The sequence below is a fragment of the uncultured Eubacterium sp. genome, assembly GCF_934525195.1.
Lineage (GTDB): Bacteria > Bacillota > Clostridia > Oscillospirales > Acutalibacteraceae > Eubacterium_R.
The window spans coordinates 82,215-109,140 of the sequence record NZ_CAKSZA010000007.1 but is presented as its reverse complement, the minus strand read 5'-3'; the positions used below and the strand labels follow the sequence as shown (position 1 = coordinate 109,140).

Genomic DNA, 26,926 nt, shown 5'->3' with positions numbered 1-26,926 from the left:
TGAATACCTTTATGGTAAATGTGAAGGATGTACAGCTCGGTACAACTACACGAAAGAGCTTTGCGAAAATCAATGAAGTTATGCAAATGCCTAATTTGATTGAAGTGCAAAAGAAATCTTACCAATGGTTCCTTGACGAAGGTCTCAAGGAGGTATTTAGGGATATCGGTTCAATCACCGATAATTCAGAAAAGCTTGTTCTCGATTTTATCGACTACAGTATGGATGATGAACCTAAGTACAGCATTGCAGAATGTAAGGCAAGAGATACCACCTACTCAAAAGCTCTTAAAGTGCAGGCACGCTTGAGAAATACTGAAACAGGCGAGGTTAAGGACAGCGTTATCTATTGCGGCGACCTTCCTCTTATGACGGATTCGGGCACTTTTGTAATCAACGGTGCCGAAAGATGTATCGTATCTCAGTTGGTTCGTTCACCGGGTGTGTACTACAATATGGACCACGACAAGACAGGTAAGGAATTGTTCACAAATACAGTTATTCCTAACCGTGGTGCTTGGCTTGAGTACGAAACAGATGCCAACGATTTGTTCTATGTTCGTATAGACAAGAACAGAAAGATTTATATCACAACTTTCCTTCGTTCTCTCGGTCTCGGCTCGGACGAGCAGCTCCGTGAGTATTTCGGCGAAGATGAAAGATTGGAAGCAACTATTGAAAAGGACGCTACAAAGAACGAGGAAGAAGCTCTCCTTGAAGTTTACAAGAAACTTCGTCCGGGCGAACCGCCGACAGTTGATACTGCAAGAGCACATCTTGACGGCTTGTTCTTTGATTCAAGAAGATACGACCTTTCAAGAGTCGGCAGATACAAGTACAACAAGAAACTTGGTTTGGTTGACAGAATTACAGACCAGATTTTGGCTGAGCCTGTTATCTCTCCTATGGGCGAGTTCCTTGCAGACGCTGACGAAAAGATTACCAAAGAAAAGGCTCTCGAAATCGAAAATGCGGGTGTTATGTCTGTTTTCGTTAAGCTTGAGTCTGGCAAAGTAATCAAGGTTATTTCAAACGGTATGGTTGATATCGACAAGTATGTGACTGTCGACAAGAAGGCACTTGCCATCAACGAAAAGGTATCATACCGTGTACTTTCGGAAATTATTGAAAAGGTTGGCGATGACCAAGAGGCTCTTGAGGCTGAAATCAAGCTTCGCCACGATGACCTTATTCCTAATCACATTATCATTGATGATATTTTTGCAACAGTTTCATATTTGCTCAACCTTGCAAACGGTGTAGGATCTGTTGATGATATTGACCACCTCGGCAACCGTCGTATTCGTGCGGTAGGCGAGTTGCTCCAAAATCAGTTCCGTATCGGTTTCACCCGTATGGAAAGGGTTATCAGAGAGCGTATGAATGTTCAGTCTCAGGACGACAGCGACGCTATCACTCCACAGGCTATTATCAATACCCGTCCTGTAAATGCGGCAATCCGTGAGTTCTTCGGTTCTTCACCGTTGTCACAGTTTATGGACCAGAACAACCCTCTTGCGGAACTCACTCACAAGAGAAGACTTTCGGCACTCGGTCCGGGCGGTTTGTCAAGAGACCGTGCAGGCTTCGAGGTTCGTGACGTACACTACACTCACTACGGTCGTATGTGTCCTATCGAAACTCCTGAAGGTCCAAACATCGGTTTGATTTCATATCTTGCTTGCTACAGCCGTCTTAATGAATACGGATTTATCGAAGCTCCGTACCGTAAGGTGGACAAAGAGACAGGCGTTGTTACAGCCGAAGTTGAATATATGACAGCAGATGTTGAAGATAACTATGTTGTTGCACAGGCAAACGAACCGCTTGATGAAAACGGCAGATTTACAAATACAAGAGTTACATGCCGTTGCAGAGACGAGTTCATTACAGTTCCTCCTGAAAAGGTTGACTATATGGACGTTTCTCCAAAAATGGTAGTTTCTGTTGCGACTGCTATGATTCCGTTCCTTGAAAACGACGACGCAAACCGTGCTCTTATGGGTGCTAACATGCAGCGTCAGGCAGTTCCGCTTCTTAAAACAGAAGCTCCGGTTGTCGGCACAGGTATGGAATACAAGGCTGCGTACGACTCAGGCGTTGTTGTTATCGCAAAGCGTGGCGGTACAGTTGTTTCGCTTGACGCACGCACAATCGAGATTAAAACCAAGGACGGCAGTATCGATAAGTATGAACTTACAAAGTTTGCCGGCTCAAACCAAGGCACTTGCATCAACCAAAGACCTATAGTATCTCTTCATCAGGAGATTGAGGACGGTCAGGTTATCGCAGACGGTCCTGCAACATGCAATGGTGAAATCTCAATCGGTAAGAATGCTCTCATCGGCTTTATGACTTGGGAAGGTTATAACTACGAGGATGCCGTTCTTATCAATGAAAAAATTGTTCGTGATGATGTTTACACATCTATTCATATTGTTGAGCACGAGGTAGAATCCCGTGATACAAAACTCGGTCCTGAGGATATTACAAGAGATATTCCTAATGTCGGTGAAGATGCTCTTAAGGATTTGGACGAGGACGGTATCATCCGTGTCGGTGCAGAGGTTCACTCGGGCGATATTCTTGTCGGCAAGGTAACACCAAAGGGTGAAACCGAGCTTACAAGTGAAGAAAGACTTTTGCGTGCTATCTTCGGCGAAAAGGCAAGAGAAGTTCGTGATACTTCTATGAAAGTGCCTCACGGCGAATACGGCATCGTAGTTGATGTAAAGGTATTTACAAGAGCAAACCACGATGAACTCAATCCGGGTGTAAACAAGGTTGTTCGTGTTTATATCGCACAAAAGAGAAAGATTCAAGCCGGTGACAAGATGGCCGGTCGTCACGGTAACAAGGGTGTTGTTTCCCGTGTACTTCCACAAGAGGATATGCCATTCCTTCCTGACGGTCGTCCGCTTGATATCGTGCTTAACCCGTTGGGCGTACCTTCTCGTATGAACATCGGTCAGGTTCTTGAGGTTCATCTCGGCTATGCCGCTATGGCACTTGGCTGGAAGATGATGACTCCTGTATTTGACGGTGCTCACGAAGATGACATCAGAGAATGTCTCAAGCTTGCAGACATCGGCTATTATGTTGATGAAAACGGCAACAAGATTTATGACGGTAAGGTTCAGCTTACAGACGGCAGAACAGGTGAGAAGTTTGACAACCGTGTAACCGTAGGTTATATGTACTACCTCAAGCTCCACCACCTTGTAGATGATAAGATTCACGCTCGTTCAACAGGTCCTTACAGCCTTGTAACTCAACAGCCGTTGGGTGGTAAGGCACAGTTTGGTGGTCAGAGATTCGGTGAGATGGAAGTTTGGGCACTTGAAGCTTACGGTGCAGCTTACACCTTGCAGGAAATCATCACTGTTAAGTCGGACGATGTTGTTGGTCGTGTTAAGACTTATGAGGCTATTGTTAAGGGTGAGAATATTCCGCCGGCAGGCACACCTGAGGCATTTAAGGTTCTTTATAAGGAACTTCAAGCACTTGCTCTCGATACAAGACTTTATGACAAGGACGGTAACGAGGTTATCCTTAAACAAGACCTTGACGATGACGGAATTCCAACCGTTTCGGATGAGCAGGCATTTACAGAGGTTAACGACTTTGAAGGTCAAGAAGGCTATGGAATGCTTGATGAAAACGGTGAGGAAATCGAGGAAGCAAATCAAAATGATGACGAAGTTGACTTGTTCGCAGAGTTTGCCGATATGGAAGACAGCGACAGTTATTATGATGATGAAGAATAATTATTATAATAATTAAAACTCAAAGATTTTGATTAACTTTCAGATATATTACAGAAAAGGAGTGCTTCCATATGGATAATACAGCTAATTCAACAAATGAATTCAGTTCAATTAAAATTGGGCTCGCTTCTCCGGAGGCCATTCGTGAATGGTCTTTCGGTGAAGTAACAAAGCCTGAAACTATAAATTACAGAACTCTGAAGCCGGAAACCGGTGGCTTGTTCTGCGAAAGAATTTTTGGCCCTATGAAGGACTGGGAATGTCATTGCGGAAAGTACAAGAGAGTTCGCTATAAGGGTAAGGTTTGCGAACGTTGCGGAGTAGAAATTACTCGTGCAAAGGTTCGTAGAGAGCGTATGGGTCATATCGAGCTTGCTGCCCCTGTATCACACATTTGGTACTTCAAGGGTATTCCAAGCCGTATCGGCCAGGTTCTCGACATCAACCAAAGGAATCTTGAAAAGGTGCTTTATTTTGCACTTTATATCGTTATTGATCCGGGTGATACTCCACTTACTAAGAAACAAACTCTTACAGAAAAAGAGTATCAGGATATGCGTGAGAGATACGAGGATGACTTTAAGGCAGGTATGGGTGCAGAAGCTATCAAAGAGCTTCTTGCAGAAATCGATGCCAAGGAACTTCGTGATGAACTTACTGCAGAGCTTGAGGGCGCAACAGGTCAGAAGAGAGCAAAGCTTCTCAAAAGACTTGATGTTGTTGATGCTTTTGTTAACAGCGGCAACAAGCTTGAATGGATGATTCTTGACGTTATTCCTGTTATTCCTCCGGATATTCGTCCTATGGTTCAGCTTGACGGCGGCAGATTCGCAACATCTGACCTTAACGATTTGTACAGAAGAGTAATCAACAGAAACAATCGTCTTAAAAGACTTATGGAACTTCACGCACCTGATATTATTATCAGAAACGAAAAGAGAATGCTCCAAGAGTCTGTAGATGCCCTTATTGATAATGGTAGAAGAGGCAGACCGGTAACAGGTCCTAACAACAGACCTCTCAAGTCACTTTCGGATATGCTTAAGGGTAAGCAAGGTCGTTTCCGTCAGAACCTCCTCGGTAAGCGTGTTGACTATTCAGGTCGTTCGGTTATCGTTGTTGGCCCTGAACTTAAGATGTACCAGTGCGGTCTTCCAAAGGAAATGGCTATTGAACTTTTCAAGCCTTTTGTTATGAAGCGTTTGGTTCAAACAAATGTTGCTTCAAACATCAAGCAGGCTCGTAAGATGGTAGAAAAAGCAAACCGTTCGGAAGTTTGGGATGCTCTTGAAGTTGTAATCAAGGATCACCCTGTTATGCTTAACCGTGCTCCTACACTCCACAGACTTGGTATTCAGGCATTTGAGCCTGTGCTTGTTGAGGGTAGAGCAATCAAACTTCACCCACTTGCTTGTACAGCGTTTAACGCCGACTTCGACGGTGACCAAATGGCTGTTCACGTTCCTCTTTCGGCAGAGGCTCAGGCAGAAGCAAGAATGCTTATGCTTGCATCAAACAACCTCCTCAAGCCATCAGACGGTAAGCCTGTTGCTGTTCCTTCACAGGATATGGTTATCGGTTCTTACTATCTCACAATGATTAAAGAGGGCGAGCCGGGATGTCCTTATAAGGAAGTTATCGACGGCGAGGAAGTAACAAAGTATAGAATTTTCCGTGATGTTGATGAAGCTATGATGGCTTATCAAGAGGGCTCACTCGGTCTTCACTCGGAATGTAAGATTAGATTTACAGGCGAAGTAAACGGCGAAATGAAGTCGGGTATCGTTACCACAACTATCGGCCGTGTAATCTTTAACAAGCCTGTACCTCAGGACCTTGGTTTTGTTGACAGAACAATCCCCGGCAATGAGTTTGTTCCTGAAGTAAGCTTCGTTGTTAAGAAAGGCGGACTCGGTAAGATTGCCGATGCTTGTATCCGCACTCACGGCGTTGCTATTGCTTCAAAGGTGCTTGATGATATCAAGAACCAGGGCTACAAGTATTCAACAGTTTCAGGTACAACAGTTGCCGTTATTGACGCACTTATCCCTGAAAAGAAAAAGGAATTCCTTGCCGAAGCCGAGGCAAAGGTTGATGAAATCACAACAAATTATAACTATGGTTTGATTACAAATGAAGAACGTTATTCACAGGTAGTCAAGACTTGGGAAGCTTGTACAAACAAGGTATCTGATGAACTTACAAACAACTTTGACGGTACACACAACCCAATTCATATGATGGTAGACTCAGGTGCTCGTGGTAGTACATCACAGCTTCGTCAGCTTGCCGGCATGAGAGGTCTTATCGCCAATACATCGGGTGCTACAATCGAAATTCCTATTCGTGCTAACTATCGTGAAGGTCTTAACATTTTGGAATACTTCATTTCTTCTCGTGGTGCTCGTAAAGGTCTTACCGATACAGCGCTTCGTACAGCCGACTCAGGTTACCTTACAAGACGTCTTGTTGATGTATCTCAGGATGTTATCATACGTGATGACGACTGCGGATGTCACGATGGTATCGAGGTTTACGCTATTATGGACGGCAACCGTGTTCTTGAATCACTTGAAGAAAGACTTGTCGGCAGATTTGCAGCAGAACCTATCGTTCATCCTGAAACAGGTGAGGTTCTTATGGATACCGACAGAATTATGAACGAAGAGGATGCAGAGAGAATTACAGCCGCAGGCATCACTAAGGTTAAGATTCGCTCACTCATCACTTGTAAGTCACGTCACGGTGTTTGCCGTAAGTGCTACGGTTCAAACCTTGCATTCAACGAGCCTGTTCAGGTTGGTGAAGCAGTTGGTATTATTGCAGCTCAGTCAATCGGCGAGCCTGGTACACAGCTTACAATGAGAACCTTCCACACCGGTGGTGTTGCAGGTGGTGAAGATATTACACAGGGTCTTCCGAGAGTCGAGGAATTGTTTGAGGCAAGAAAGCCAAAGCAGCTTGCTATCCTTTCTGAAATCAGCGGTAAGGTTAGATTTGAGGAAATCAAAAAGACTCGTCACGTTATTGTTTATGACCAAGAGTCAGGCGAGGAAAGAAAGTATCTCATCCCTTATGGTTACAGACTTTGCGAGAATATCGTTGAGGGTGCATATATCGAAAAGGGTACAGAGCTTACTCTCGGTTCAAAGAATCCACACGATGTACTTGCTATTCTCGGCGAGGAAGCAGTTTATAACTACCTTATCAAGGAAGTTCAGTACGCATACCGTACACAGGGTGTTGATATCAACGATAAGCACATCGAGGTTATCGTTCGTCAGATGCTCAAGAAGTGCATTGTTGATGACGCAGGTGATACCGACCTCATTTCCGGTACAAATGTTGATGTTTCGGCAGTAGCAGAAGCAAACGACAAGATTGATGCAAGAATTGCAGCAGGTGAAACAAATCTCAAGAAAGCAACATATATCCCGCTTCTTTTGGGTATCACAAAGGCTTCTCTTGCAACAGATTCGTTCTTGTCGGCAGCATCATTCCAGGAAACAACAAGAGTTCTTACCGACGCCGCAATCCGTGGCAAGTCAGACCCACTTATCGGTCTTAAAGAGAATGTTCTTATCGGTAAGCTTGTTCCGGCAGGTACAGGTATGAGTGTGTTCAGAGATGTTGATGTTGTTCCAAGCTATTTTTCATCCGACAGCGGAATGGAAATAAAAGATTTAGAACAATTACAACAACTATTGACAAATAGCAACAACTAAGTTATAATACTTATCTGTGTGCAGGTAAACTTGTGCAATGTTACCAAGTTTTATCGCTTTAATTTGTTAAAATCGTCTACCGAGGCATAAACTCTTATGCCTCGGTAGACAGTGCAGTATATACACCCGATATCTTATGAATAAGTAAGGTATGCAATGTGTATATTGCAATTCGTTGCAGTATGTGCACAAATAATCAGAAAGGAGAATAAACTATTGCCTACCTTTAACCAATTAGTTAAGACCGGTCGTAAGTCACTTGAGAAGAAGTCAAAGACTCCTGCTCTTATTAAGGGTCTTAATACAAAGAAGAATGTTATGACAAACAATGCGTCTCCACAAAAGCGCGGCGTTTGTACAGCGGTTAAGACAGCAACACCTAAGAAGCCTAACTCAGCTCTCCGTAAGATTGCCAGAGTTCGTCTTACAAACGGTATGGAAGTTTCAGCTTACATCCCAGGTGTAGGTCATAACCTTCAAGAGCACTCTGTTGTTATGGTTCGTGGCGGCCGTGTTAAGGATTTACCTGGTGTTCGTTACCACATCATCCGCGGCACACTCGATACACAGGGTGTTACAGGCAGAATGCAGAGCCGTTCAAAGTACGGTGCAAAGAAGCCAAAGGCTAAGAAGTAATTTTAGCTAAACATTAACGAGGAAACCCGACAATAGTTTATTTATTCATATAAAGTGCTTATTGTTGGCTCCACGGAAAAACCGAGTACCTATGAACTCATATTATAATTTAATGAAGGAGGGAAGCGAAGATGCCAAGAAGAGGCCAGATCGCTAAGCGTGATGTACTTCCAGATCCAATGTACAACTCAAAGGTTGTAACAAGACTTATCAATAACATCATGCTTGATGGAAAGAAGGGTGTCGCACAGAAAATCGTTTACGGTGCGTTCGACATCATCCAAGAAAAGACAGGCAACGACCCATTGGAAACTTTTGAAGCTGCAATGGAAAATGTTATGCCGGTTCTCGAAGTTAAGGCTCGCCGTGTCGGCGGTGCAACATATCAAGTTCCTTTGGAGGTTCGTCCTGAAAGAAGACAGACTTTAGGTCTTAGATGGATTACACTTTATGCTCGTCAGAGAAGTGAAAGAACAATGAAGGAGCGCCTTGCAGCAGAGCTTATGGACGCTGCAAACAAAACAGGCGGTGCTGTTAAGAAGTGTGAAGATACACACAAGATGGCAGAAGCAAACAAGGCTTTTGCTCATTTCAGATACTAATCAGCCGGACAGGAGGATATTATGCCAAGAAAAGTTGCTCTTGAAGAAACAAGAAATATTGGTATCATGGCGCATATCGACGCCGGTAAGACTACAACAACAGAGCGTATTCTTTACTACACCGGTATCAATCATAAGATTGGTGAAACCCATGAGGGTGGCGCTACAATGGACTGGATGGAGCAGGAGCAGGAAAGAGGTATCACAATCACCTCTGCTGCTACAACTTGCTTCTGGAAAGGCCACAGAATTAATATCATCGATACACCGGGTCACGTTGACTTTACAGTAGAAGTACAGCGTTCACTCCGTGTACTCGACGGTTCTGTTACCGTTCTTTGCGCAAAGGGCGGTGTTGAGCCACAGTCTGAAACCGTATGGCGTCAGGCTGATGACTACAATGTACCTCGTATGATTTTCGTAAACAAGATGGATATCATGGGTGCGGATTTCTACAATGTTCTCAATATGGTATTGGAGCGTTTCAAATGTAACGCACTTCCAATCCAGCTTCCTATCGGCAGCGAGGACACATTTGAAGGTATTGTTGACCTTATTAATAACAAAGAAATCGTATACATTGACCCTGCAAAGAATATGGGTACTGTATTCGAGGAAAGAGAAATTCGTCCTGAACTTCAGGAAAAGGCTGCTGAGTACAGAACTAAACTTGTTGAGTTCATCGCAGAGCAGGACGAAGAACTTATGGAGAAGTATTTTGAAGAGGGTGAAGACGCAATCAGCGTTGACACAATGAAGAAGTACATCCGTAAGTGCACAATCGCAGGCGAGATGGTTCCTGTTTGCTGCGGTACAGCTTACAGAGATATGGGCGTTCAGCCACTTCTCGATGCTATCGTTGACTTTATGCCGGCTCCTACTGACATCGAGTCAATCAAGGGTATCAACCCTGAAACAGAAGAAGAAGAGTTCCGTCACTCATCAGATGACGAACCGTTTGCAGCTCTTGCATTTAAGATTGCAACAGACCCATTTGTAGGTAAGATTTGCTACTTCAGAGTTTACTCAGGTACAATCGAAGCAGGCACACCTTGCTACAACTCTGTAAAGGGCAGCAAGGAAAGAATGGGTAGAATTCTTCAGATGCACGCAAACCACAGAGAGGATATTCCTGTATGTTATGCAGGTGATATCGCTGCTGCAGTTGGTCTTAAGAATACAACAACAGGTGACACACTTTGTGATGAAAACCACCCAATTATTCTTGAGTCAATGAACTTCCCTGACCCTGTAATTCGTGTAGCTATCGAGCCAAAGACTAAGGCAGGTCAGGAAAAGATGGGTATTGCTCTTGCAAAACTTGCAGAAGAAGACCCAACATTCAAGGCTTACACCGATGAAGAAACAGGACAAACCATCATCGCAGGTATGGGTGAACTTCACCTTGAAATCATCGTTGACCGTTTGCTCCGTGAATTTAAGGTAGAGGCAAATGTCGGTGCACCTCAGGTTGCATACAAAGAAACAATTACTCAGGACTCTATGTCTGATACAAAGTATAAGAAGCAATCCGGTGGTAGCGGTCAGTACGGTCACTGTAAGATTCGTATGTTCCCTAACCTTGACGAAAACGGCGTAGGTAAGGGCTATGAATTCGACAATCAGATTGTCGGCGGTGCTATTCCTAAGGAATACATCCCTGCAGTTGACGCAGGTATCCAGGCTGCTATGAAGAGCGGTATCTTGGCAGGCTATCCTGTTGTTGATGTTCGTGTAGAACTTTATGATGGTTCTTACCATGAAGTCGACTCTTCTGAAATGGCATTTAAGATTGCCGGTTCTATGGCATTCAAAGATGCTGCAAAGAAGGCTCATCCTGTAATTCTTGAACCTATGATGAAGGTAACTGTTATCGTTCCTGAGGAATACATGGGCGATGTTATCGGCGACCTTAACTCTCGTCGTGGCCAGATTCAGGGTATGGAAGACAGAACAGGTGCAAAGCAAATCAATGCAAGAGTACCACTTTCAGAGATGTTCGGTTATGTAAACGACCTCCGTTCAAAGACACAGGGTCGTGGTCAGTACACTATGGAACCTGACGGTTACGACCAAGTTCCAAAGTCAATTTCTGAGTCAATCATCAGCGAACGTTCAAAGAAAGACTAATATAAAAAAACACTTGATATTTACCACCCTTTTTGGTAGAATATTAGTAACAAATTTTTTAAAAATTTTTTAGGGAGGAAATTCCAATGGCAAAAGAACATTTTAATCGTACCAAGCCACACGTAAACATTGGTACAATCGGTCACGTTGACCACGGTAAGACAACTCTTACAGCTGCTATCACAAAGTATCTTGCAAACAAGGGCTTCGCTAAGTTCGAGGACTATGCTGATATCGATAAGGCTCCGGAAGAGAGAGAACGTGGTATCACAATCAACACAGCTCACGTTGAGTATGAAACAGAAAAGCGTCACTACGCTCACGTTGACTGCCCGGGACACGCTGACTATATTAAGAACATGATCACAGGTGCTGCTCAGATGGACGGCGCTATCCTTGTAATCGCTTCAACAGACGGTCCTATGGCTCAGACTAAGGAGCACTTGCTTCTTGCTCGTCAGGTAGGCGTTCCAGCAATCGTTGTATTCATGAACAAGACTGACCAAGTTGATGACCCTGAACTTCTTGAACTCGTAGAGATGGAAATCAGAGAAACACTTGCTGAGTATGACTTTGACGATGAGTGCCCAATCATTAAGGGTTCAGCTCTTAAGGCTCTTGAGGCTACATCAAATGATGATCCGGCTTGTGCTTGTATTCAGGAACTCATGGATGCAGTTGATGACTATATTCCAACTCCTGACCGTAAGGCAGACCTTCCTTTCCTTATGCCTGTAGAGGACGTATTCACAATCACAGGTCGTGGTACAGTTGCAACAGGTAGAGTTGAAAGAGGTCAGCTTAAGACAAACGATACAGTAGAAATGGTTGGTCTTGAGGACGAAATCAAGTCAACAGTTTGCACAGGTATCGAGATGTTCCGTAAGATCCTCGATTATGCTGAGGCTGGTGACAACATCGGTTGTCTCCTTCGTGGTGTTCAGAGAACAGACATCAAGAGAGGTCAAGTACTTGCAGCTCCTGGTTCTATTCACCCACACACAAAGTTCACAGGTCAAGTTTACGTTCTTTCAAAGGACGAAGGTGGCCGTCATACTCCATTCTTCAACAACTATCGTCCACAGTTCTACTTCAGAACAACTGACGTAACAGGTGTTATCACACTTCCTGAAGGTGTTGAGATGTGTATGCCTGGCGATAACGTTGATATGAACGTTGAACTCATCACTCCTATCGCTATCGAAGAAGGTCTTCGTTTCGCTATCCGTGAAGGCGGTAGAACAGTAGGTTCAGGCGTTGTTACAAAGATCAACGAGTAATCCCTGATTTACTAACAATTATGAGCAGGACTTATGTCCTGCTCTTTTTCTATTGTTTGAAAGGCTTAACTGTGGTATAATATGTGTAGATTTTTGAGGTGCTGATATGGAAAATGAAGTTCAGGACATTTTAATAGGAACGGTCGAGGATATTTCGTTTTACAATGATACCACCGGCTTCTGTGTTGCCGAAGTGAACACAGGCGATGAGGGTGTAACCGTTGTAGGTACTGTAGGTGAACTTGCTGTCGGGGCTGAAATTGAATGCAGAGGCGTGTGGAGTTTTCATCCGTCTTTTGGCAGACAGTTCAAGGCGGAAACCGCCGTTCAAACTTTGCCTGCGGATGTAGGCGGGATTTTGAAATATCTTTCGTCAGGTATTGTGAGAGGTATCGGCCCTGCAACAGCAACAAAAATTGTAGAAAATTTCGGCACTCAAACCTTTGATGTTCTTGAAAACGACCCTGCCCGACTTGCGACAATCAAAGGTATTTCAAGCGCAAAAGCCCGTGAAATGTGCAAAAACTTTAAGTCGCAGTTTTCTGCAAGGGAAACTTTGATGGGGCTTACCAATTTGGGACTTTCGCAAAATGAGGCAATCAAAACTTATAATTTGCTCAAAGCCGAGGCTATGGATTTTATCACGACAAATCCCTATGCTCTTATCGGTGCGGAAACGGGCATAACCTTTGACAAAGCGGAGCAAATTGCAGATAATTTGCAGGAACGACCGCCGTTTACCTATCGTGCTCAGGCAGGAATTTGCTATATTTTGCATCATAATTTGGGCAACGGCCACACTTGTATTCCACGAGATAAAATTATTGAACCTGCAAAAGAACTGTTGATTTGTGACGATGACGCAGTTGAAATTTCGATTGATAATGCAATTGAATCTAAGGCGATAATTCAGCGAAAAGTTTATGACAGAGATTTTCTCTTTTTGCCTGAAATTTATCACGCCGAAAGAGGCATTGCCGACCGTATTAAAATTATGGTTGAATTCCCTCCAAGGCAGAACGAAATTCACCAAAGCGAGATTTACGCCTTTGAGGAAAGCAGTAAAATCAAATTTGACGATAAGCAGAGAACGGCTATTGAATATGCGGTTTCTAAGGGTTTGCTTATACTTACGGGCGGTCCGGGTACGGGTAAAACCACCACGGTCAAGGGCATAATTCAACTTATGAAAAACAGAAATCTCAAGGTTGCGCTTGCCGCTCCGACAGGGAGGGCGGCGCAGCGAATGGAGGAACTTACGGGAAGCGAGGCAAAAACCATTCATCGCTTGCTTGAGGTTGAGTATAAAGAGGGCGAAAACACACAGAGTTTTGTTCACGATTTGAAAAATCCGCTTGATTATGATGCTGTAATCGTTGATGAGCTGTCAATGGTGGATGTTACACTTTTTTCGGCTTTGCTTGACGCTTTGCCACTTCATTGCCGATTGATTATGGTTGGTGACCAAGACCAGCTTCCGCCTGTCGGCGCAGGAAATGTGCTCCGTGATATGATTGACAGCGGTGCGTTGCCTGTGGTAACTCTTGACAAGGTGTTCCGTCAGGCTATGAAAAGCAGGATTGTTACAAATGCTCACCGAGTTGTTAAAGGCGAAATGCCTGAGTTTGACAATTCGGCTGAAAGCGACTTTTTCCTGTTGAAAGAAAATTCTAAATATATCGCACAGAAAAAAATCCTTGACCTTGTTACCGCACGACTTCCTGCGGGTTACGGCTTTGACCCGATGGGTGATATTCAGGTGCTTTGTCCGAGCAGAATGGGTGAAGTCGGAACGCAAAATATCAATGCGATTTTGCAGGCGAAAATCAATCCGCCGTCAAAGGAAAAGCAGGAAATCCGCTATAAGGGTTACACCTTGCGTGAGGGCGACCGTGTTATGCAGATTAAAAACAACTACGATGTTCCGTGGTTTAAAATCGGTGAAACGGGCACGGGAGTTTTCAACGGAGATATTGGAATTCTCACCCGAATTGACAAGGCGAACGACATTATCAATGTCAGATATGATGACAAAGAGGCTATGTACAGCGTTGAAAATGTCAAGGAACTTGAACTTGCATATGCAATGACAGTGCACAAATCACAAGGCAGTGAATTCAATGCAGTTGTTATGCCGGTACTTGCTGTTCCGCAAAAACTTGCATACAGAAATCTGTTTTACACCGCACTCACAAGAGCAAAAAGATTGCTTGTTCTTGTCGGAAACGAGCAGGGCATAAAACAGATGGTTGATAATGATAAAAAATCACGCCGTTTCAGCGCTCTTAAATATTTTATTGAGAGTGATGATAACGATGATTTGTTGACTTTTTAGAGTCGCTATTGTACAATAGTTAATTGATATAAAATAAATCTTGCTATGAAATAAACGAGGAAAACAGATGTTTGGTTATGACCTTGGTATAGATATGGGCACAAGCAATATCGTTATAACCGTGCCGGGCAAGGGCGTGGTTATCAACGAACCGAGCTATGTTGCTTATGATACCGAAACAGAGAAAATTTTATATGCAGGCAGACGGGCTTATTATCTTGAGGGCAGAGAGCCGAACGGTATAACCGTGTTGCAACCGCTTAAAAATGGTGTAATCGGTTCGTATAATATGACTGCTCAGATGATAAAATACTTTATCGGCAGAGTTATCAAAAAGAGTATATTCAGACCGAGAGTTGTTGCGTCTGTTCCGGCACTTGCAACGGATGTTGAAAAAAGAACGATTATTTCTGTTATCATCTCCGCAGGTGCAAGGTCGGTGTGCCTTGTTGAAGAACCGCTTTGTGCCGCTTTCGGCGCAGGAGTAGACCCTCAACAGCCAAACGGTGCGTTTGTAATTAATATCGGCGGAGGCACAACGGATATGGCGGTTGTCAGCCAAGGCTCAATGAGTCAGTGCGAAACCGTCAAACTCGCAGGCAATGCGTTTGATGATGAAATTGTGAAGCACCTTAAGGATAAACACTCTGTTTTAATCGGTGTTCGCACCGCAGAGGAGGTTAAAAAGCAAATCGGCAGCGCTGTCCCTCGTGAAACTGAGGTGACTATGAATGTCAACGGCAGAAGTTCGGTTACAGGACTTCCGAGAACCGTTGAGATTACAAGCACAGAAATTTATGAATGCTTGAAGCCGTTGCTTGCGGAAATCACGGCAGCTGCTCAAATTATGTTTGAACGCACATCGCCACAGCTTATTGCCGATATAACCGTGTCAAAGGTGATTTTGACGGGCGGTTCGGCACAACTTTACGGTATGGACGAGTTGTTCAAAAAAGCACTCGGACTTGATGTTGAGGTTTATCCGATGCCTGATTTGTGCGTTGGCAAGGGTGCAACGGTTGCACTCAACAATATGCACATTCTCGACAATTACGGATACAGATACAAGACAAAAGAAGAAGTTAGAATAAAATGATTCATTATTATTACGGCTACGGCAAGGGCAAAACCTGTTCGGCTGTCGGTGCGTCTATGCGTGCCTACGGTGCAGGAATGAGCGTTTTGCTTGTTCAATTTTTTAAGAATGACCAAAGCAGCGAATTGTCGGCCTTGCCGTTTGAGGTTTATCCGTCACCGCATAATTTGGGATTTAATCCGAGTGACGAATATCAAGAATGGGTTGACAAGGCAGTTGAGTACGTCAAAAAATCAACCGCAGATGTGGTTGTGCTTGACGAATTTTCGGATTTAATTCCAAAATTTTTGAGCGTTGATGATATGAAAAAATTGCTTTTGACCGACAGGGAATACATCATAACGGGTCACAACAAGGTTGATGAACTTTGTGAACTTGCCGATTATGTGACGTTTTTTCAAAAAGAAAAGCACCCATACGACCGTGGAGTTTCCGCAAGACGAGGCATAGAATATTAGAGAGGATTATATATGGACAGATTCAGCAAATTGCATCCGATATTTCATTTTTTGTATTTTATCGGAATGTTTGCGCTGGTTGTGTCGGTATATAACCCTTTTTTTATTTTGGCGTCGCTCCTCGGAGCGTTGCTTTATGAGGTGAAAAGCAGGGGTAGGGAAGCGTTGTCATCACTCAAATTTTCCGTGGTGATGATATTGGTTATCGGGTTGTTCAATATGCTTTTTGCACATTACGGAATGACGGTACTGTTCAAAATCGGCGACACCGAATTTACGCTTGAAGCGCTGTTTTATGGCTTGAATCAGGGTTTTGTAGTGACTTCAATGGTGCTGTGGTTTGGCATATTCGGGCGTGTGGTTGACAGCGAAAAAGTGATTTACGCCTTTAGATTCGCACCGAAAACCGCATTGCTTTTTTCTATGGTGCTTGGATTTATTCCGCGATTTACGAAAAAATTAAAGGATATAGAAACGGCTTCAATGGCACTCAACGGCGGAAAAAAGCCGATAAATAAAATGAAATCGGCACTTAACAATTTGTCTGCACTTGTGACTTACAGCCTTGAAAGCAGCATTGTTACAGCTGATTCTATGACCGCGCGAGGTTACAATCCGAAGGCGGTTAGATATTCACGATACAAATTCAAGGCGATTGACGGAGTGGTTATTACTCTGTCTGCGTTTGCTTTGATATATGTGATTTGTGCAAAAGCAGGCGGAAAAATCACATTTGTTTTCGATCCGAGGATTTATTCAAAATCCTTTGATATGATAGCGTTTGTGCTGTTTATGCTGTTGTCGCTGTTGCCTGTGATTATTGATTTGACGGAGGAAATTTTATGGAAAATATCATATGCGAAAAATTGAGTTTTTCTTATCCGACAAGTTCATCCTCCGTGCTTAAAGATGTGTGCTTCAGTGTTTCGGGTGGAGAACTTTGCCTTGTTTTGGGTTGCTCGGGTGCAGGCAAATCAACTCTTTTAAAGCTGATGAAAAAAGAAATTGCTCCGAACGGCACTTTGACCGGCAGTCTAAAAATAAACGGCAATGTTGGTTACGTTGCACAAAATGTTGAGGAAAACATTGTCACCGACAAGGTGAGAAGCGAGTTGTCGTTTGGATTAACGAATGTGGGGTTGAATCGGAGCACGATAGAACTTTTGGTCGCTGAAACAGCAAGCTATTTCAATCTTTCCAACAAACTCGACAATGATATTTCAACTCTTTCGGGCGGCGAAAAACAGCTTTTGAATCTTGCTTCCGTGATGATAATGAAGCCGGATATTTTGGTCCTTGATGAGCCTGCCTGCCAGCTTGACCCTGTGTCCGCTCAACGATTTGTTGCAGTGGTCAGAAAACTCAACCGTGATTTCGGCACAACCGTTGTGATTTCCGAGCATCTCACCGAGGAACTTTTCCCTTATGCCGACAGCGTTCTTGTGATAGAAAACGGCAATGCGGTTTTGAAAGATACGCCTCAAAAAACAGTTGAGTTTATGAAGAAAAACAATTCTCCGCTTTTGGGTGAACTTCCGCTGTTTATGAGATTGTTTGACGGTGCGGACACGGTTTTTAAGTGCAGAGAAATTCTCAAGGAAAAGAAATTGCCGCCGCTTTCGTCCGAAAATGATGAGCCGTCGGTTGATATGAAATTGAAAAATATTTCGTTTGCCTACACCAAGAACAATGATGTGCTCAAAGGTCTTGATTTAAAACTGTATCGTGGAAAAATCAATGTGCTTTTGGGTGCGAATTCAAGCGGAAAATCAACCGTGCTCAAGGTTATGGCGAATGTTTTAAAACCGCATCACGGAAAGGTGAAAACAGAACGAAGCGTGTCTATGCTTTGCCAAAATCCGTTTGATTTGTTCACCAAGGAGCGTTGTGGTGATGAGGTCGAATTCGGCAGAATTACCGATTTTTTGCAGATTGATGATATAAAGGAGCAACATCCTTATGATATTTCGGGCGGTCAGGCACAAAGGCTTGCACTTGCCAAGGTCTTGCAAAAAAACACCGACATTATTCTGCTTGATGAACCGACCAAGGCACTTGATTATGAACTAAAAGTCAAACTTGCAGATGTACTCTACCGCCTTTGTGACGAGGGAAAAACTGTTGTGCTTGCAACTCACGATATAGATTTTGCAGGCGAATACGGCGACTATATTTCGTTTTTGTCAAACGGTGAAATTGTTACAACTATGCCAAGGCGAGAGTTTTTCACCTCGCTGAATTTCTACACAACTTGCACCGCAAAAATCACAAACGGTATTGCAGTCGGTTATGTCGGTGAGCAGGATTTGAACGACGGGGGAATGATATGAAAAAAGCGTTTTTGTATATCACCGTTGCACTCAGCCTTGCGTTCATTGTGCTGTGGCAGTTTTTGTTTGCCGACAGCGTGAATTATTACATCGTGTCGGTTGTGATTTTGATTGCGTCAATGCTTCCGTTTTTTGTTTCGTATGAGCAAAAAAAGGTTACCGCAAGAGATATAACTCTCACGGCAACCTTGATTGCCCTTGCGGTTGTCAGCCGTGCGGCATTTTATCTTATTCCGCAGGTCAAACCGATTGCGGCGGTTGTCATTGTTTCTGCCGTTTGTCTTGGAACGCATAAGGGCTATATTGTCGGTGCGTTTTCCGCCTTTGTTTCAAATTTCATTTTTGGGCAGGGAATGTGGACTCCGTTTCAAATGGTGGCTCTTGGAACTGTCGGTTTGCTTGCAGGCTTGATTTTTCAATGGTTAAAGGTCAATCGATATACGTTGTCGATTGTCGGATTTGTGCTCGCAACCGTTGTTTACGGTGCAATCGTTGATATGTCTACCGTGCTTTCGGCTTACGGAAATAACGTCACGCTCAAAGGCACACTCTCGATTTATGCAAGCGGGGCGGTATTTAGCCTTGTTTTTGGCGGGGCAACTGCGGTGTTCCTTTTTCTTTTCGGCATGCCGTTCATCACCAAAATCGAACGAATAAGCAAAAAATACGGATTGATATAAATAATAAAAAGCCTCCCCTAATTGTTAGGGGAGGTGAGCGTGTCTAAAAAGTGTTTTCGACACGCTGTAGGCTGTTGAGAAAGTTTCTGAATTTCGTTTTCTTGCAAAGGAAGATGTACGATGGTACCTCGACTGAGCAAAAAACGAAAAACGCCAAAAATGCTGTAAGTTCAATACTTACAGCATTTTTAAAACCCCACCGTCAACACTTCGTGTTGCCACCTCCCCTTTTAGTAAAAGAGGAGGCATAATTCGGTCGATTATATTTAGGCGTGTTTCAGGAACTTTATCGACAGTCTGCCTCCCCTAATTGTTAGGGGAGGTGCGAATGTAATGAGGCGGAAGGGTTAAACTCTTTCGTTTTTTATTTTTCGATTTCGCTGTATTTTGCGTCAGGGTCAAAGTCAATTTTCTTGCCCTTGAAGTAAACTTCCTTGTCACGCTCGTCAATTTTTCGCATAACTCTGCACGGATTTCCCACGGCAACAACGTTTGACGGGATGTCGTTCACAACAATCGAGCCTGCGCCGATAACCGTGTTTTCGCCGATTGTAACTCCGGGACAGATAACCGAACCTGCGCCAATCCAAACATTTCTGCCAATGTGCACATCAGCATTGTATTGGAGGAGTTGTTCACGGAGCGGAGGATAAATTGGATGTCCTGCCGTTGCAATGGTGACATTCGGTGCAATCATAACATAATCGTCAATGTAGATGTTGCCGTCATCAACAAAAGTCGTGCCGAAGTTTGCATAAATACATTTGCCAAGGTGAACATGGTGACCGCCCCAGTTTGCATAAAACGGAGGTTGAATGTATGTTTCTTCGCCGACTTCCGCAAACATGAGTTTTAGCAATTCTTCCATTCGCTTTTCGTGACCCAAACCAAGCGTATTGTATTCTTGCATATGCCGAACATACTGCGTTTGAGTGCCCATAATTTCATCTTGCGTGCAGTCGTATATCAATCCTGCGTTCATTCTTTCTGTTTCGGTCATTCTGTGTCCTCCGTTTCGGTCGTTGTTATCAGTTCCAATTTGCTGTATGTGTCACCGCTTTTTTTGAGCACTTCGTCACCGTTGAACGAAATGAAGTATTCGCCCTTGGTGTCAAAGGTGTAGGTTGTCTTTCCGTCGTCACCTTTTTGTTTGTTCTTTATTGCGGCAATAATTTTGATGTACTTCTTTCCGTCGATTTCTTCACCGTCGGATGCCACCATAAATGAGCAGGCTTTTTTCTCTTCGTCGGTCAATCCGAGCTGTTTGCTTGAATAACTTTCAATATAGTTGATTGCGTCTGCATCTTTGATTTTTGCTTTTTCCGTTGCAACAACAGATTCTTTTTCCGTTGCGTCTTGCTTTGAGCAAGCGGTGAATGTGAGTGTACCGCAAATTGTGCAAACGCCGAGAACGACTGCTATGGATTTTCTGACTTTTTTATTCATATAGATACCTCAGTTTTTTGATTTGGTTTTCGCCGAAAATCTGTATTTCGTTGTCAAAAAGTAATTGTGCGGTTATTCCGTTTCCGTCAATTTTGTTGCCGGAAAATGTGCCGTCATAGATTTTGCCGAAACCGCACGACGGAGAATTCTCTTTCAGCACGGCACACGGCGTGTTTGTTTCTTTTGCAATGTACAGAGTTTGCTCTGCGCCCGACATAAAAGCATCGGTCACATCTTCGCCGTCTTTTGCATAAACTCTGCCGTTTCTGATTTCACTCGGCAATCTCGGAATTGTCAATCCTCCGAAACATTCGGGGCAAACGGGAATCAACTCAAAACTGTCTGCCAATGCAATTACTTCGTCATTTCTATTGTTGCCGCCGCTGTATTTGCAATTTTCGCCAAGCAGGCAGGCGGAAACAAGAAGTTTTGTTTTCATAAAATTCACCAACTAAAAATTATTGTAACAATTATAACATAAATATTTGACTTACGCCATAGCGATATGTTATTTTATATTTACAGGACGGGTTAATATTTTTTTGCGGATAAAAGGGGAATTATTATGGAAGCAAAAATGTATGTTCCTAAAAAGGAATGGCTTGCCTACTGTGTGGGCGCACTCGGTCAAGGTATGGTGTATGCGATTATGAGCTCGTATATCTCTGACTTTTACCTTAATGTATTGAAAGTTACTCCGATTTTTGTGTTGCTTTTGATGTTTATCGCAAGAATTTGGGATGCCATCAACGACCCGATTATGGGATATATCGTTGACCGCCACAGTTTCAAAAACGGCAAAATGCGTCCGTATCTTTTGTACACGCCTATTCCTGTTGCGATTCTTACAATGCTTCTTTTCTATGCGCCGAATTTGGCGGACAGTCAAAAGATGATTTATGCCTCGGTAACTTATGTTGCATGGGGTATGATTTACACAAGCAGTGATGTTCCGTTTTGGAGCTTGCCGAATGCACTTACAGCAAATGCCGATGAGCGTGGCTCGATTATCTCAAAGGCAAGAACTTTCAACGGCGTCGGCTCTGCCGTGCCAATGGGTTTGTTTATGATTTTGGGCTTTATTTTGCCAAAGTTCAACCTTTCGGGCACAGAACTTGAAAAAACAAAGTATGTTGTTATGGCTCTTATTTGCTCGATTATCGGTAATGTTTTGTTTGTAAGAGTTTACTTTAAAACAAAAGAGCGTGTAAATATTCCTGTTCCTGAGAAGAAAGACAAAAATCAGCCTAATGCGCTCAAACTCATTTTCACCTGCAAACCGCTTATGCTCACGGCACTTATGGGCGTTTTGTCTGCTGCAAGATATATGTTCCAAGCAGGCGCTGTTCATGTTGCAAGATATTCTTTCTATATCGGCAAGGACTTGTCGGGTCTTTCGGGTGCGGAACTTGAAAGTGCGCTTCAGGCTAATATTTCAAAGGTGTCAACTGTTATGGCTGCCGCTTCCGCAATAGGTATGTTCGGCGCTATGATTGCTGTAACTCCGCTTATTAAAAAATTCAGCTACAAGCAAATTGTTATCGTGTCTGCGCTTCTCGGCGCAACTTCGTCACTTGCTATGTGGTTTATCGGATACGAGCATTTCTGGGCGTGTGTTCCGCTTCTTGTTATCAGTGCAATTCCTTGCGGAACAATCAATGTTTGCGCTTTTGCAATGGTTGGCGACTGCCTTGATTATATGGAACTTAAAACAGGTGTCCGCCTTACAGGTATGGGCTCGGCTATTCAGAGTTTTGTTACAAAGTTCGGCAACGCTATTGCAACTTCGTTTATCATTTTGATGTACATCATTGCGGACCTTGATGTTTCAAGCATTTCGGCATCAATTACCGCAAATCCGCTTGAAATGACCCACGGCGTGCGCAACGGCATTTTCAGCATAATTTCAATCATTCCGGCGGTTTCGCTTTTCATTTGCATAATTCCGATGTTATTCTACAACCTCACAGGTGAGTACCGTGAAAATATGGAAAAACAACTTGCGGAGCAAAGAAAACGCAGAGGCATTGAAATCGATTAATTTATTTGGATAAAATTAACATTTACTATTGCAATTTTGAAAGTTTTTTTGTAGAATATAATTGATTTTTTTATAAGGAGGAAAAGAAATGATCTGGACTTTAAAGAAAATTTGGTACAGAATTTACCAAAACGTATTTAAGGTTGCTATGTGCTTTATGGATTGGTCCGAACCGGAACTTCTTGAAGGTGCAGGCTCTGTTCTTAAATTGCCTGAGCTTATCAAGAACAAAGGACTTAAAAAGGTTCTTGTCGTTACAGGTAAGGGATTTATGAAGCGCCAAATGCTTGATCCGCTTTTTGCAAAGCTTGATGAAGTTGGCGTTGAATATGCTATTTATGACGGTGTTCAGCCAAACCCAACAATCCCTAGCATTGAGGAATGCAAGGATGTTTATATCCAAAACGGTTGTCAAGGCATTATTGCATTCGGCGGCGGTTCAGCTATGGACTGTGCAAAGGCTGCCGGTGCAAGAGTTGTAAAGCCAAATCAATCAGTTAGAGATATGCGTGGCCAGCTTAAAGTACACAAAAAGCTTCCACCGTTTTTTGCAGTACCGACTACTGCAGGTTCAGGCTCAGAAACAACAGTTGCTGCTGTTGTAACCGATCCCGAAACTCATGAGAAAAACGCAATCAATGATACTTGTCTTCGTCCAAAGTATGCTGTGCTTGACCCGGAACTTACCGTAGGTCTGCCACCACACATCACTTCGACAACAGGTATGGATGCGTTGACTCATGCTGTTGAGGCATATATCGGCCACAGCAACACAAAGGACACTATCAGAGAGGCAGAGATTGCTACCAAACTCATTCATGAGAATCTTGAAAAGGCTTATAATGACGGTAAGGATCTTGAGGCAAGAGGAAATATGCTCAAGGGCTCTTATTATGCAGGTCGTGCTTTCACTCACGCTTATGTTGGCTATGTTCACGCTATTGCACATAACATTGGCGGTTTGTACGGCACACCTCACGGTTTGGCAAACGCTGTTATTTTGCCTTATGTTCTCGACTATTATGGAGAAACCGCATATCCACAGCTCGCAAAGCTTGCGGATATTATCGGAATCACAACTCCGTCAATGTCAGTGGACGAAAAGGGCAAGGCATTTATTGCTGAAATCCGCAGAATGAATGCTGCTATGAATATCCCTGAAAAGTTCGATATGATTAAGGAGGAGGATATGCCTATTCTCGTTAAGCGTGCGCTTAAGGAAGGTAATCCGCTTTATCCTGTTCCAAAGATTATGGACGCAAAGGATTGCGAAGCTGTTATTCGCAAACTTATGGCATAATTGTTTTAAATAAAAATCAATAAGCCGTGGTTAATTCCGCGGCTTGTTTTTTTAGGAGAGAATGATGACAAAAAACGAGTATTTGCTTCAAATTGATTCTGTTATTTCAAACGGAAAATTCAAGGATAACAACGCTTCTCTTTACACTCACACACCGCCCGAATGGTACAAGAATGCAAAGCTTGGCATCTTCATTCATTGGGGAGTTTACAGCGTTCCCGGATATTCAAACGAATGGTACAGCAGGGAAATGTACGACAAAACAAAGCCTGCTTATCGCTATCACATAAAAACATACGGCAATCAAAAAGATTTTGGCTATAAGGATTTTATTCCGATGTTTAAGGGCGAAAACTTTTCTGCCGACGAATGGGTGAGCCTCTTTAAAGAAAGCGGTGCGAAATATGTTATGCCTGTTGCGGAACATCACGACGGATTTGCAATGTACGGCACCGATTTCAACAGGTGGAACGCTGTTGATATGGGCGTTAAGCGTGATGTTGTCGGTGAAATAAAAGCAGCTTGTGAACAGCAGGGTTTGACTTTTTGTGCTTCAAATCACAGGGCAGAGCATTTCTTTTTTATGAATATGGGCAGAACAATTGACAGTGATGTAAACGATGAAAATTACGCCGATTTTTACGGTCCGGCTTATTATTGTGATGAACTTGGTGCGGTAAAAATGGGTCAAACCACAAATGATGTAAGAGGCATCGCACCTACCGAGGAGTTTTTGCAGGATTGGTTGGTGCGAAACTGTGAGTTTGTGGATAAATATCAACCGTCGGTTGTATATTTTGATTGGTGGATTCATAACAAAGCGTTCAAGCCGTACCTTAAAAAATTTGCCGCTTATTATTACAATCGTGCTTTGGAGTGGGGCAAAGATGTTTCTATTAATTACAAGTGCAACGCATTTGCACCGGGAATTGCAACTCGAGATGTTGAGCGTGGAGCACTCACCGATATTTCTCCCGAGCATTGGCAAACCTGCACGGCAATAGGCAAAAATTCGTGGGGATATACAAAAACAAATAACTTCAAAACGCCGTATCATATTGTTACCGACCTCATTGATATTGTCAGCAAAAACGGCAATATGCTTCTTAATGTCGGCCCTAAGCCCGACGGAACGATTACAAAGGAAGAAACAAAAATACTCCGTTCAATCGGCAAATGGTTGCAAAAAAACGGCGACGGAATTTATGACACAGTCGCTTGGGAAATGTTTGGTGAGGGCAAGGTTAATGCCAAGGAAGGATTCTTCCAAGACAATAAAATAAAGCCGTACAAGAGCAGAGATTTTCGCTTTACATACAAAAACGGCTCGGTGTATGCCTTTTGGATGAAACCCAATGTGTCAAAGCCTGTAAGAATAAAAGCGTTCAAAAAGGTTGACCATGATGTTATAGTCCGCCGTGTAACTCTTGTTTCAACGGGCGAGGAACTTTCGTTTGAAAGAAATAAACGGTATATGGAATTCAAAGCAAAAGGCAATGCGGATTATTCAATGCCCCTTTGCTTCAAAATAGAGTTGGAGTAAATCAAATCTAAATTCGTATTTGACTATAGTTTGTAAATAGAATATAATACACCTATGAAAAGTGTAACTATAAATTCAAATGATGCGGGACAGAGAGTGGACAAGTTTTTGCAAAAACATTTTGCTTCACTTCCCAAATCTATGATGTTCAAGCAAATCAGAAAAAAGAATATCAAGGTTAATCGTAAGCGTTGCACGCCCGAACAGGTGTTGTGTGACGGTGATGTGATTGACCTTTATTTGCCCGACGATATGCTTGCGGAAAAGAAAAAACATTATGATTTTCTTTCTGCTCCAAAGGAGTTGTCGATTATCTACGAAGATGAAAATATCATTCTTATGGATAAAAAGCAGGGCGAACTTTGTCATCCCGACGGCAAGGAATATGTCAACACCCTTGTTGCGTCTATGAAACGCTATTTGTACGACAAGGGCGAGTATAAGCCTGAAGAAGAAAATAGTTTCACTCCGTCACTTGCCAACAGAATTGACCGAAACACGGGCGGTATTGTTATCGGCGCAAAGAACTATCAATCGCTCAAAATCCTCAATCAAAAGATTAAGGACAGAGAAATTGACAAGCTTTATTTGACCGTTACAGAGGGTGTTTTCGATAAAAAAAGCGATGTTTTGGTTGGATATCTTACCAAAGACACCAAGAAAAATATGGTGAAAATCACAACGAAAGAAGTGCCTGACAGTAAGCTGTGCAGAACGAAATACACGGTGCTTGACAGTTACAATGATTTGTCGCTTGTTGAGGTTGAACTCCTCACTGGCAGAACACACCAAATCAGGGCGCACCTTGCTTCAATCGGTCATCCGCTCCTCAATGACGGCAAGTACGGTTCTCATCACGGCAGATTTAAGCAGGAACTTTATTCGTATAAGTTGAGGTTTAATTTCACTACCGATTCGGGGATTTTGGAATATCTCAACGGCAGAGAATTTGAATCGTCCGATTGTCCGATTTTGGAAAAATTCAGGAAAAGGGTTTATTGATGAAAGACAGATTTGTTATGTGCTTGTCGCCGATTACGGCGGCGGTGACGCTTGCTATGGCTGTTGCAGTTGCGGTCAATGCGTATTTTTGCGGTGAAAAGGTTGCCGAGGGTTTCGATTGGAAAGTCGGAGTCTATGTTCTTGTGGAAATCGTTGCAGCCGTAATCGTTGTGCTTATGGCTAAAGAAGTGCTGAAAACAGGTGTACGTTTTACATCCGACAAGGTGGAATTTACAGGCGTTGATGAAAACAATGTGTTTGAATATTCTCATATTGTCAAGGTGCAAACCGCCAGAGATACTAAGGCGAGCTTAAAAAAGAATTTTGTTGACCGCTATTCGCACATCATTATTTTTCTTGATGACGACAGCGTGGTGACTGTTGAGCTTGGACTGACCACAAAGCACACGCTCAAAGCCATTGATGACGAATTCAAGGCTCGAATTAAGTGAATATAATTTGTCGAAGTTCTCCTTGATTTCAGGAGAACTTTTTTGCATTTGTTAATTTTTTACAAAAAAATAATCAATATAATAAAATTTTTATTTTATTATG

At 43.1% G+C, this 26,926-nt stretch carries 20 protein-coding genes; 17 read left to right on the top strand and 3 right to left on the bottom strand.

Going from position 1 to position 26,926, the window contains the following annotated elements; all coding sequences use genetic code 11:
• The first annotated feature begins 11 nt into the window (after positions 1-11).
• From rpoB to Q0E03_RS07955, 12 genes are all read left to right on the top strand, one after another.
• Positions 12-3,767: a DNA-directed RNA polymerase subunit beta gene (gene rpoB, locus Q0E03_RS08010; RefSeq protein ID WP_297131397.1), complete on the top strand. Its 3,756-nt coding sequence runs from the start codon at positions 12-14 to the stop codon at positions 3,765-3,767.
• A gap of 71 nt (positions 3,768-3,838) precedes the next feature.
• Entirely contained in the window at positions 3,839-7,492 is a 3,654-nt protein-coding gene (gene rpoC / locus Q0E03_RS08005; protein WP_297131395.1) for a DNA-directed RNA polymerase subunit beta', read from the top strand.
• Between the two features lie 216 nt (positions 7,493-7,708).
• The gene (gene rpsL, locus Q0E03_RS08000; RefSeq protein ID WP_078768318.1) at positions 7,709-8,128 is read left to right on the top strand and encodes a 30S ribosomal protein S12; all 420 of its coding nucleotides are present in this window, start codon (positions 7,709-7,711) and stop codon (positions 8,126-8,128) included.
• Between the two features lie 131 nt (positions 8,129-8,259).
• Positions 8,260-8,730, top strand: a complete 471-nt coding sequence (gene rpsG / locus Q0E03_RS07995; RefSeq protein ID WP_294836646.1) for a 30S ribosomal protein S7 — start codon at positions 8,260-8,262, stop codon at positions 8,728-8,730.
• 21 nt (positions 8,731-8,751) lie between these two features.
• Entirely contained in the window at positions 8,752-10,860 is a 2,109-nt protein-coding gene (gene fusA / locus Q0E03_RS07990; RefSeq protein ID WP_297131390.1) for an elongation factor G, read from the top strand.
• A gap of 86 nt (positions 10,861-10,946) precedes the next feature.
• Positions 10,947-12,140, top strand: coding sequence for an elongation factor Tu (tuf, locus tag Q0E03_RS07985; RefSeq protein WP_297131388.1), 1,194 nt, complete (start codon positions 10,947-10,949; stop codon positions 12,138-12,140).
• 106 nt (positions 12,141-12,246) lie between these two features.
• Positions 12,247-14,475 carry an ATP-dependent RecD-like DNA helicase gene (locus Q0E03_RS07980; RefSeq protein ID WP_297131386.1) on the top strand — a complete coding sequence of 743 codons (2,229 nt, stop codon included), beginning with the start codon at positions 12,247-12,249 and terminating at the stop codon, positions 14,473-14,475.
• Positions 14,476-14,542: 67 nt separating this feature from the next.
• Complete coding sequence (locus Q0E03_RS07975; protein ID WP_297131383.1) at positions 14,543-15,571, top strand: rod shape-determining protein; 1,029 nt, start codon at positions 14,543-14,545, stop codon at positions 15,569-15,571.
• Positions 15,568-16,029: a cob(I)yrinic acid a,c-diamide adenosyltransferase gene (locus Q0E03_RS07970; protein ID WP_297131380.1), complete on the top strand. Its 462-nt coding sequence runs from the start codon at positions 15,568-15,570 to the stop codon at positions 16,027-16,029. Before Q0E03_RS07975 ends, Q0E03_RS07970 begins: the two co-directional genes overlap by 4 nt.
• A gap of 12 nt (positions 16,030-16,041) precedes the next feature.
• Positions 16,042-16,899, top strand: coding sequence for an energy-coupling factor transporter transmembrane component T (locus tag Q0E03_RS07965; protein ID WP_297131378.1), 858 nt, complete (start codon positions 16,042-16,044; stop codon positions 16,897-16,899).
• The gene (locus Q0E03_RS07960; RefSeq protein WP_297131374.1) at positions 16,872-18,359 is read left to right on the top strand and encodes an ABC transporter ATP-binding protein; all 1,488 of its coding nucleotides are present in this window, start codon (positions 16,872-16,874) and stop codon (positions 18,357-18,359) included. Before Q0E03_RS07965 ends, Q0E03_RS07960 begins: the two co-directional genes overlap by 28 nt.
• Positions 18,356-19,039, top strand: a complete 684-nt coding sequence (locus tag Q0E03_RS07955; protein ID WP_297131370.1) for an ECF transporter S component — start codon at positions 18,356-18,358, stop codon at positions 19,037-19,039. The genes Q0E03_RS07960 and Q0E03_RS07955 overlap by 4 nt, the downstream gene beginning before the upstream one ends.
• Positions 19,040-19,403: 364 nt before the next feature.
• On the opposite strand, the gene Q0E03_RS07950 is transcribed toward Q0E03_RS07955, so the two are convergent.
• From Q0E03_RS07950 to Q0E03_RS07940, 3 genes are read right to left on the bottom strand one after another with little or no spacing between them, the layout of a single operon-like run.
• The gene (locus Q0E03_RS07950) at positions 19,404-20,039 is read right to left on the bottom strand and encodes a sugar O-acetyltransferase (RefSeq protein WP_297131367.1); all 636 of its coding nucleotides are present in this window, start codon (positions 20,037-20,039) and stop codon (positions 19,404-19,406) included.
• Entirely contained in the window at positions 20,036-20,485 is a 450-nt protein-coding gene (locus Q0E03_RS07945) for a hypothetical protein (protein ID WP_297131363.1), read from the bottom strand. The genes Q0E03_RS07950 and Q0E03_RS07945 overlap by 4 nt, the downstream gene beginning before the upstream one ends.
• Positions 20,478-20,924, bottom strand: a complete 447-nt coding sequence (locus tag Q0E03_RS07940) for a DUF523 domain-containing protein (protein WP_297131361.1) — start codon at positions 20,922-20,924, stop codon at positions 20,478-20,480. Before Q0E03_RS07940 ends, Q0E03_RS07945 begins: the two co-directional genes overlap by 8 nt.
• 126 nt (positions 20,925-21,050) lie before the next feature.
• On the opposite strand from Q0E03_RS07940, the gene Q0E03_RS07935 reads away from it, so the two are divergent.
• The 5 genes from Q0E03_RS07935 to Q0E03_RS07915 all read left to right on the top strand — a co-directional run bounded on the left by Q0E03_RS07935 (position 21,051) and on the right by Q0E03_RS07915 (position 26,823).
• Positions 21,051-22,526, top strand: a complete 1,476-nt coding sequence (locus Q0E03_RS07935) for an MFS transporter (protein ID WP_297131358.1) — start codon at positions 21,051-21,053, stop codon at positions 22,524-22,526.
• Positions 22,527-22,614: 88 nt separating this feature from the next.
• Positions 22,615-23,826, top strand: a complete 1,212-nt coding sequence (locus tag Q0E03_RS07930) for an iron-containing alcohol dehydrogenase (protein ID WP_297131355.1) — start codon at positions 22,615-22,617, stop codon at positions 23,824-23,826.
• A gap of 64 nt (positions 23,827-23,890) precedes the next feature.
• Complete coding sequence (locus Q0E03_RS07925; protein ID WP_297131353.1) at positions 23,891-25,369, top strand: alpha-L-fucosidase; 1,479 nt, start codon at positions 23,891-23,893, stop codon at positions 25,367-25,369.
• A gap of 54 nt (positions 25,370-25,423) precedes the next feature.
• Positions 25,424-26,371, top strand: a complete 948-nt coding sequence (locus Q0E03_RS07920; RefSeq protein WP_297131350.1) for an RluA family pseudouridine synthase — start codon at positions 25,424-25,426, stop codon at positions 26,369-26,371.
• Entirely contained in the window at positions 26,371-26,823 is a 453-nt protein-coding gene (locus Q0E03_RS07915; RefSeq protein ID WP_294836620.1) for a hypothetical protein, read from the top strand. The genes Q0E03_RS07920 and Q0E03_RS07915 overlap by 1 nt, the downstream gene beginning before the upstream one ends.
• Positions 26,824-26,926: the final 103 nt, after the last annotated feature.

Excerpts from the sequence above, each read along its gene's own strand:
- Q0E03_RS07935 (WP_297131358.1), top strand. The coding sequence starts at position 21,051 with ATGGAAGCAAAAATGTATGTTCCTAAAAAGGAATGGCTTGCCTACTGT.
- fusA (WP_297131390.1), top strand. The coding sequence starts at position 8,752 with ATGCCAAGAAAAGTTGCTCTTGAAGAAACAAGAAATATTGGTATCATG.
- Q0E03_RS07955 (WP_297131370.1), top strand. The coding sequence starts at position 18,356 with ATGAAAAAAGCGTTTTTGTATATCACCGTTGCACTCAGCCTTGCGTTC.
- Q0E03_RS07950 (WP_297131367.1), bottom strand. The coding sequence starts at position 20,039 with ATGACCGAAACAGAAAGAATGAACGCAGGATTGATATACGACTGCACG.
- Q0E03_RS07920 (WP_297131350.1), top strand. The coding sequence starts at position 25,424 with ATGAAAAGTGTAACTATAAATTCAAATGATGCGGGACAGAGAGTGGAC.
- Q0E03_RS07975 (WP_297131383.1), top strand. The coding sequence starts at position 14,543 with ATGTTTGGTTATGACCTTGGTATAGATATGGGCACAAGCAATATCGTT.
- rpoC (WP_297131395.1), top strand. The coding sequence starts at position 3,839 with ATGGATAATACAGCTAATTCAACAAATGAATTCAGTTCAATTAAAATT.
- Q0E03_RS07915 (WP_294836620.1), top strand. The coding sequence starts at position 26,371 with ATGAAAGACAGATTTGTTATGTGCTTGTCGCCGATTACGGCGGCGGTG.
- Q0E03_RS07945 (WP_297131363.1), bottom strand. The coding sequence starts at position 20,485 with ATGAATAAAAAAGTCAGAAAATCCATAGCAGTCGTTCTCGGCGTTTGC.
- Q0E03_RS07940 (WP_297131361.1), bottom strand. The coding sequence starts at position 20,924 with ATGAAAACAAAACTTCTTGTTTCCGCCTGCCTGCTTGGCGAAAATTGC.
- Q0E03_RS07980 (WP_297131386.1), top strand. The coding sequence starts at position 12,247 with ATGGAAAATGAAGTTCAGGACATTTTAATAGGAACGGTCGAGGATATT.
- rpoB (WP_297131397.1), top strand. The coding sequence starts at position 12 with ATGGTAAATGTGAAGGATGTACAGCTCGGTACAACTACACGAAAGAGC.
- tuf (WP_297131388.1), top strand. The coding sequence starts at position 10,947 with ATGGCAAAAGAACATTTTAATCGTACCAAGCCACACGTAAACATTGGT.
- Q0E03_RS07930 (WP_297131355.1), top strand. The coding sequence starts at position 22,615 with ATGATCTGGACTTTAAAGAAAATTTGGTACAGAATTTACCAAAACGTA.
- Q0E03_RS07970 (WP_297131380.1), top strand. The coding sequence starts at position 15,568 with ATGATTCATTATTATTACGGCTACGGCAAGGGCAAAACCTGTTCGGCT.
- Q0E03_RS07965 (WP_297131378.1), top strand. The coding sequence starts at position 16,042 with ATGGACAGATTCAGCAAATTGCATCCGATATTTCATTTTTTGTATTTT.
- rpsG (WP_294836646.1), top strand. The coding sequence starts at position 8,260 with ATGCCAAGAAGAGGCCAGATCGCTAAGCGTGATGTACTTCCAGATCCA.
- Q0E03_RS07925 (WP_297131353.1), top strand. The coding sequence starts at position 23,891 with ATGACAAAAAACGAGTATTTGCTTCAAATTGATTCTGTTATTTCAAAC.
- Q0E03_RS07960 (WP_297131374.1), top strand. The coding sequence starts at position 16,872 with ATGGAAAATATCATATGCGAAAAATTGAGTTTTTCTTATCCGACAAGT.